Below are 5,903 nucleotides of genomic sequence, written 5' to 3'. Positions count from 1 at the left end.
GGCTCGGGGGGATCGAGCCTCGCCGTCCGGCGTTTCTCCCGGCGGTCGTTCAGCGGCCGGTCAGCAGCCGCCCACGCGCCCGTGCAGCAGCCGCGACAGCGCGCTGTGCACATCGTCGATCGAGCGCTCCCGCTGGAAGGCCTGCCAGTCGAGGGCGGCCACCAGCACCATCCCGACCAGCGCGGCCGCCGTGAGCGGAATGTCGATCTCCTCGCTGAGCTCACCGCTCTCGACGCCTTCGCGCAGCACCCCCTCCACCACGGCGACCGCCTGCTGACGGACGACCAGGAGGGTCGAGTTCCAGGCCCGGTTGGTGCGCCACAGCTCGGCCACGTACAGCTGGGTGAAGGCCGGATAGCGGTCGATGAAGACCAGACCCGCCCGGATCATCGCGTCCAGCGCGTCGACCCGGCTCCCGCCCCGTTCCGCCGTCTCCTCGGCCGCCGTCCTCAGGGAGGCGGTGAGCAGGGCGACTCCGTGCCGCAGCAGCTCCTCGAAGAGCTCGGTCTTGCTCTTGAAGTTGTAGTAGACCGTGCCCTTGGCGACACCCGCGCGCTCGGCGATCTCATCCACCGTCGTCGCCGAGAAGCCCTGCTCGGCGATGAGCGTGACGGCGGCCTCGTAGAGCTTCGCGCGCGTGGCCTGGCGTCTGGTGCTGCTGCTGTCCATGGGCTCGATTCTCACAGGTCTCGCGGGTGTCACAGGGGCAGGTGTCACAAGGACAGATCGGGGTGGAGCCGGTCCAGTGTCCACACCTGCTTGCGCCGGGCCGAGACCGCGGTCAGCGCCAGCGCGCCCACCGTGAACGCCGTCAGCACCGCGACCGCCTGCCAGACCGGCCCGATCCCGCCGCCCGTGATCAGCCGGCGCAGCGACTCGACGACGTAACTCATCGGCAGGAAGGGATGGATCGCGTTGAAGAATCCGGGACTCGTCTGAACGGGGTACGTGCCGCCCGCCGAGGTCAGCTGGAGCATCAGCACGGCGAGCACCAGGATCCGGCCCGCGGCGCCGAAGCGGGCGTTGAGCCACTGGATGATCGCGGCGAAGCAGCAGGTCACCAGGGCGAGGAAGCCGACGGTCCCGGCCGCCCTGGCCATCTGCAGGCCGAGGCCCCAGTGCAGCACGGACATCAGCGCGGCGACCTGGAGCAGCCCGATGGCCGCGACCGGCAGCCAGCCGGCCAGGGCGATCCGCCAGGCGGAGGCGCCGGCGGCGAGGGCGCGCCGGTTGAGCGGCTGGATCAGCATGTACGCCACCATCGCGCCGACCCAGAGGGAGAGCGGGATGAAGTACGGGGCGAATCCGGTGCCGTAGTTGGGCGCCTTGTGGAGCGACTGGGAGGCGAGCTCGACGGGGTCGGCCATGACCTCCGTACGCCGGTCGCGCTGCTGCTTGTCGTAGTCGGGGATCTTGGCCACCCCGTCGTTCAGGCCGGTGGCCAGGTCGCCCGAGCCGTCGGCCAGCTTGAACAGACCGCCGTCGAGGTCCCCGGCGCCCTTCTTGAGCTTGCCGACACCCGTGTCGAGGTTCGTGGAACCGGTCTTGGCGCTCGTGAGGCCGGTGTGCAGCTCGTCGGCGCCCCTGGCGACCTTCAGGGCGCCCTCGTTCAGCTTGTTGATCTTCTTGACGGCGCCTTCGAGGTCCTCGTCGAGGTGCGGCGCGGCCTTGGCCAGGTCCTCCGCCTGCTTCTGCAGGGTGGCGAGCCGGCCGTCGAGCTTCTTCAGGTCGCCGTCGCTGTCCTTGGTCAGCTCGTGCAGATCGTCGGCGATCTTCGCCACGTCGTCGGCCGAGACCTTGGCCTCCTTGAGGACCGGGCAGGCCTTGGGGTCGGGCAGCGGGTTGTCCACGCACTCCTTCTTGTGGAGGGCGTCCAGCTTGTCGTCGGCCAGGTGGGCGGCGGTCCGGGCGATCGGGGCGCGGCGGACCACGTCCTCGAGATCGTGACGCACGGCCGCGGTCGAGTGGGCGACCAGCCGGGCGGTGTCGCCGATCGTCTTGCCGTTGTTCTTCAGATACGGGCGGACCTGGGCGGCCTTCCCGTTGACCTTGTCCGCGAGCGCCTGGGTGCCGTTCGCGACCTGCCGTGAGCCGGTCTCCAGATCGCCCGCGCCCTTGTCGAGCTTCTTCAGGCCGGTGGCGAGGTCGCCGCTGCCCTTCTTGGCGTCCTTGAGCCCGTCGGCCAGGCTCTTCGAGCCCTTCTTCGCCTTGTCCACGCCCTCCTTGAGCTCACCGGCGCCCTTGGCGGCCTCGGCGGTCGCGTCGTGGATGTCGGAGAAGGAGATGAAGATCTTGTCCAGGAAGGTGCGCGAGGACTTGGTGGAGGCGGCGGTACGGACCTCGGAGAAGACCGTCCGGGAGATCTGCCCGACGATGTAGTTGTTGGCGTCGTTCGTACGGACCCGCAGAGCACCCGTCTCGGGGGCGTCGCCCGAACTGGAGGCGATCCGCGTGCTGAGGTCGCCCGGCATGGTCAGCGAGAGGTAGTACGTCCCGTCCTCCACGCCCTTGCGGGCCTCGGCGTCGCTCACCTCGTGCCACTGGAAGACCCTGCTGTCCAGCAGGCCCTCCGCGATGTCGTCGCCGGCGTTGATCTTCTTGCCGTCGGCGGTGGCGCCCTTGTCCTCGTTGACCAGGGCGACGGGTATCCGGTCGAGCCTGCTGTACGGGTCCCAGAAGGACCACAGGTACAGCGCGCCGTACAGCAACGGCAGCAGCAGGATCGCGACGAGCGCGGCCCGCGGCAGCTTCCCCCTGCCGAACCGCTTCAGCTCAAGCGCGGCCAGTTTCGGCGAGCGCATCGGCTGCCCCCTCCTCGATGGTGTCGTCCTCGGTGGTCGTGTCGTCCTCGGTCGCGCGCGGCGCCGTGGTGATCTTCAGGGCGTTCTCGGGCGCCTCGCTGCAGACGGCGAGCACGGTGGTGCCGGCGTCGGCGACGGAGCGCAGCAGGGCCCATGCCTCGGCCCGGTCGGCGTCGGAGAGCTTCAGATCGGTGTCGTCGAGCGCGAGCAGCCGGGGCCGGCCGATCAGCGCCAGGGCGATCGACAGGCGCAGCGCCTCCAGCCGCTCCAGATCCCGTACGGAGGTCCGCTCGCCCTTCGGCAGGGTGTCCAGGTCGAGCCCGGACGCCTCCAGAGCCGCCTCGATCCGCGCCTTGGCGGCGGCCGCGCGCTCCGCCGGGGGGCGGAGCAGGGCCCGTACCGCGCCGTCGTAGCGGCGCTGGAGCAGAGCGCGCTCGCGCAGGTGCTCGGCGACGGTGAACGCCGGGTCGAGGTCGCTGACACCCGGCACCGGGCCGAGCGCGCTGATCCGGCGGACGGCCGCCATCTTGCGGGGCAGACGGAGCCCTGCGACCTCGGCGTGGCCCTCCTGGGGCTTCATCCGGCCGGTCAGCGCCAGCAGCAGACAGGTACGGCCCGAGCCGGACGGTCCCTCGATCGCGACGAGCGAGCCGGGCTCGGCCCGGAAGCCGACCCCGCGGAACACCCAGCCGCGCGGCCCTTTCAGCCCGAATCCGTCCGCGACGACGGCGGCGCCGTGCGGCTCCTCCGGCTTCGCTTCCACCGGTCCACCCCCACATTCCCAGTTTTTGAACTGACCAGTCAGTTCAAAAACTTACCCCTCAGTCGGTGATCCAGGCAAAGTCGCAGGTCAGGGCGATTGTCAGTGGTGCCCTTCACGATGGACACATACGGACACAGAGCCGTCACACGACGACAGGAGGCTCGTCATGACCAGCTCCTCCGCAGCAGCCGCACCGCGGCGCCGCGCCGCCGGCCGCCCTGCCCCCGCACTGTCCGGACCGCCGACCGACGTCCACCCCGTGCTGCGCCGTTCCACCGCGCCGCCCGCCGCACTCGACCTGCTCGCCCAGGCCCGCGCCGGCCTGGAGGAGGCCGTCGGACACGATGTGCCCAACGAGCGGTACGCCACCGCACACCTCGCCGCGCTGCGCACCGCCGCGGCCGTGCTCGCCGCCCGTGGCCGCCCCGAGACCAACCCGCGCAAGCGCGCGCGGATCAGGAGCGCCTGGGAAGTGCTCCCCGAGATAGCGCCCGAGCTGACCGAGTGGAGCGCCCTGTTCGCCTCGGGAGCGCCCCGCCGGGCCCGGGCGGAGGCGGGCATACCCGGCGCGGCGACCCGCCGGGACGCCGACGACCTGATCCGGGACGCCGCCATGTTCCTGCGCCTGGTCGAGCGGCTCCTCGTCCTCCAGCCCGTGCTGCCCCGTCAGACCGGCGCGGAGGAGGCCACGGGGTAGCCGCATGTGAGCGGGGGAGCACGCCCGAGGCCATAGGGTGGGAGGCGTTCGTGCACCGTCACCGAGGAGTCAACAGCCGTGTCGGACCCTTCCCCTGTCTTCGGTCGAGAGGCGTCGTCGCGCCCGTCGCGCGCCTCCCTTCGTACGGCCGTCGTCTGGGACGTCCTCAAGGACGCCCTCGACCGCCGGGTCAAGGCCACCGGGCAGGACGGCCTCGACGTCCTCGACACGGGCGGCGGCTCGGGGAACTTCGCGGTGCCGGTGGCCCGCCTCGGCCACCGGGTCACCGTCGTCGACCCCAGCCCGAACGCGCTGTTCGCGCTGGAGCGCCGGGCCGCCGAGGCCGGCGTCGCCGACCGGGTGACCGGGGTCCAGGGCGACATCCGCGGCCTGTTCGACGTGGTCGGGCGGGAGGCGTTCGACGTGGTCCTCTGCCACGGCGTCCTGGAGTACGTGGACGACCCGGCCGAGGGCGTACGGAACGCGGTGGCGGCCCTCCGGGCCGGCGGCGCGCTCAGCCTGCTCGCCGCGGGCGTCGGGGGCGCGGTCCTGGCCCGCGCGCTCGCCGGGCACTTCACCGAGGCCCGCAACGCCCTGAGCGACCCGTCCGGGCGCTGGGGCGACGGCGACCCGGTGCCCCGCCGCTTCACGGCCGACCAGCTCGGCGAGCTGGCGGGCGAGGCCGGACTGGACGTCGGCGCGGTGCACGGCGTGCGGGTCTTCGCCGACCTCGTCCCCGGCGCCCTGGTCGACACCGAGCCCGGCGCGGCGGAGGCTCTGCTCAAGCTGGAGGCCGCTGCCGCGGAGCTGCCGTCCTTCCACGCCATCGCCACCCAGTTGCACGTCCTGGGCGAGAAGCGCGCCTGACACCCGCCCGGAGGCACGCCCGGGGCCCGGCCCCGGGCGTGCAGCACCGTGCTGATCAGCGACGCAACCGCACATGGAGTACGCCACAGGCCACCCGAACGGGGAGTTCGCCCCGTATGATCGGGGGACACCATCCGGCATGACAGGTCAGGCGCTGGGGAATCAACGCCTCAGCAACCGAACCGCATGGCGGCCCGGTTTGGCGATTTGGCGTTGAGGGCGGGTTTCACGGGGGCGATTCCCTGCCTATCCTGAAAGGGCCGCATCCCGGTCGCCCCCGCGACCGACGACTAGGAGGACTCCGTGCCGCTCTCGGAGCACGAGCAGCGAATGCTCGAGCAGATGGAGCGAGCGCTGTACGCCGAAGATCCCAAGTTCGCGACAGCGCTCGAGGGAAGCGGACTGCGTACGTACACCCGGCGACGGGTCTACCAGGCAGTCGCCGGCTTCCTGGTGGGTATCGCGCTCCTCATGGCTGGAATGGTCGCTCAGCAGTGGTGGATCAGCGTGGTGGGGTTCCTCGTCATGCTGGGCTGCGCGGTGATGGCCGTTACAGGCTGGCGCAAGGCGCCCAAGCCGGGTGAGCAGCAGGCGACGGGCGGATCGGCGGCCGGTGGCCGTCAGGCCCGGCAGCGCCGCTCGATGATGAACCGGATCGAGGAACGGTGGCAGCGCCGCCGGGACGAACAGCAGGGCGGCGGCCACTGACGGCCCCCTGAGGGCGAAGCCCTCCACACGACACCGAGCCCCGCGGGGCCGCGCTGAAGCGCGGCCC

At 71.8% G+C, this 5,903-nt stretch carries 6 protein-coding genes; 3 read left to right on the top strand and 3 right to left on the bottom strand.

What is annotated here, in order from left to right:
- Nucleotides 1-60: 60 nt before the first annotated feature.
- The 3 genes from ACFVZW_RS36575 to ACFVZW_RS36565 are packed head-to-tail and all read right to left on the bottom strand — an operon-like array spanning nucleotide 61 to nucleotide 3,564.
- Nucleotides 61-669, bottom strand: coding sequence for a TetR/AcrR family transcriptional regulator (locus ACFVZW_RS36575; protein ID WP_384530843.1), 609 nt, complete (start codon nucleotides 667-669; stop codon nucleotides 61-63).
- Between the two features lie 44 nt (nucleotides 670-713).
- The gene (locus tag ACFVZW_RS36570; RefSeq protein WP_384530841.1) at nucleotides 714-2,801 is read right to left on the bottom strand and encodes a YhgE/Pip family protein; all 2,088 of its coding nucleotides are present in this window, start codon (nucleotides 2,799-2,801) and stop codon (nucleotides 714-716) included.
- Nucleotides 2,773-3,564: an ATP-binding cassette domain-containing protein gene (locus ACFVZW_RS36565; protein ID WP_384530839.1), complete on the bottom strand. Its 792-nt coding sequence runs from the start codon at nucleotides 3,562-3,564 to the stop codon at nucleotides 2,773-2,775. Before ACFVZW_RS36565 ends, ACFVZW_RS36570 begins: the two co-directional genes overlap by 29 nt.
- Nucleotides 3,565-3,730: 166 nt before the next feature.
- Between ACFVZW_RS36565 and ACFVZW_RS36560 the strand changes: the two genes are divergently transcribed.
- From ACFVZW_RS36560 to ACFVZW_RS36550, 3 genes are all read left to right on the top strand, one after another.
- Entirely contained in the window at nucleotides 3,731-4,261 is a 531-nt protein-coding gene (locus tag ACFVZW_RS36560; RefSeq protein ID WP_384530837.1) for an SAV_6107 family HEPN domain-containing protein, read from the top strand.
- A gap of 78 nt (nucleotides 4,262-4,339) precedes the next feature.
- Nucleotides 4,340-5,128, top strand: a complete 789-nt coding sequence (locus tag ACFVZW_RS36555; RefSeq protein WP_384530835.1) for a class I SAM-dependent methyltransferase — start codon at nucleotides 4,340-4,342, stop codon at nucleotides 5,126-5,128.
- Between the two features lie 303 nt (nucleotides 5,129-5,431).
- On the top strand, nucleotides 5,432-5,836 hold the full coding sequence (locus tag ACFVZW_RS36550; RefSeq protein WP_384530833.1) for a DUF3040 domain-containing protein: 405 nt from the start codon (nucleotides 5,432-5,434) through the stop codon (nucleotides 5,834-5,836).
- Nucleotides 5,837-5,903 lie beyond the last annotated feature (67 nt).

The sequence above is a fragment of the Streptomyces sp. NPDC059567 genome, from assembly GCF_042735655.1.
GTDB lineage: Bacteria > Actinomycetota > Actinomycetes > Streptomycetales > Streptomycetaceae > Streptomyces.
The sequence above is the reverse complement of the archived record's forward strand: the minus strand, read 5'-3'. Positions and strand labels throughout refer to the sequence as shown.

Coding starts and splice junctions, on each gene's coding strand:
- ACFVZW_RS36575 (WP_384530843.1), bottom strand. CDS start 669: ATGGACAGCAGCAGCACCAGACGCCAGGCCACGCGCGCGAAGCTCTAC.
- ACFVZW_RS36570 (WP_384530841.1), bottom strand. CDS start 2,801: ATGCGCTCGCCGAAACTGGCCGCGCTTGAGCTGAAGCGGTTCGGCAGG.
- ACFVZW_RS36560 (WP_384530837.1), top strand. CDS start 3,731: ATGACCAGCTCCTCCGCAGCAGCCGCACCGCGGCGCCGCGCCGCCGGC.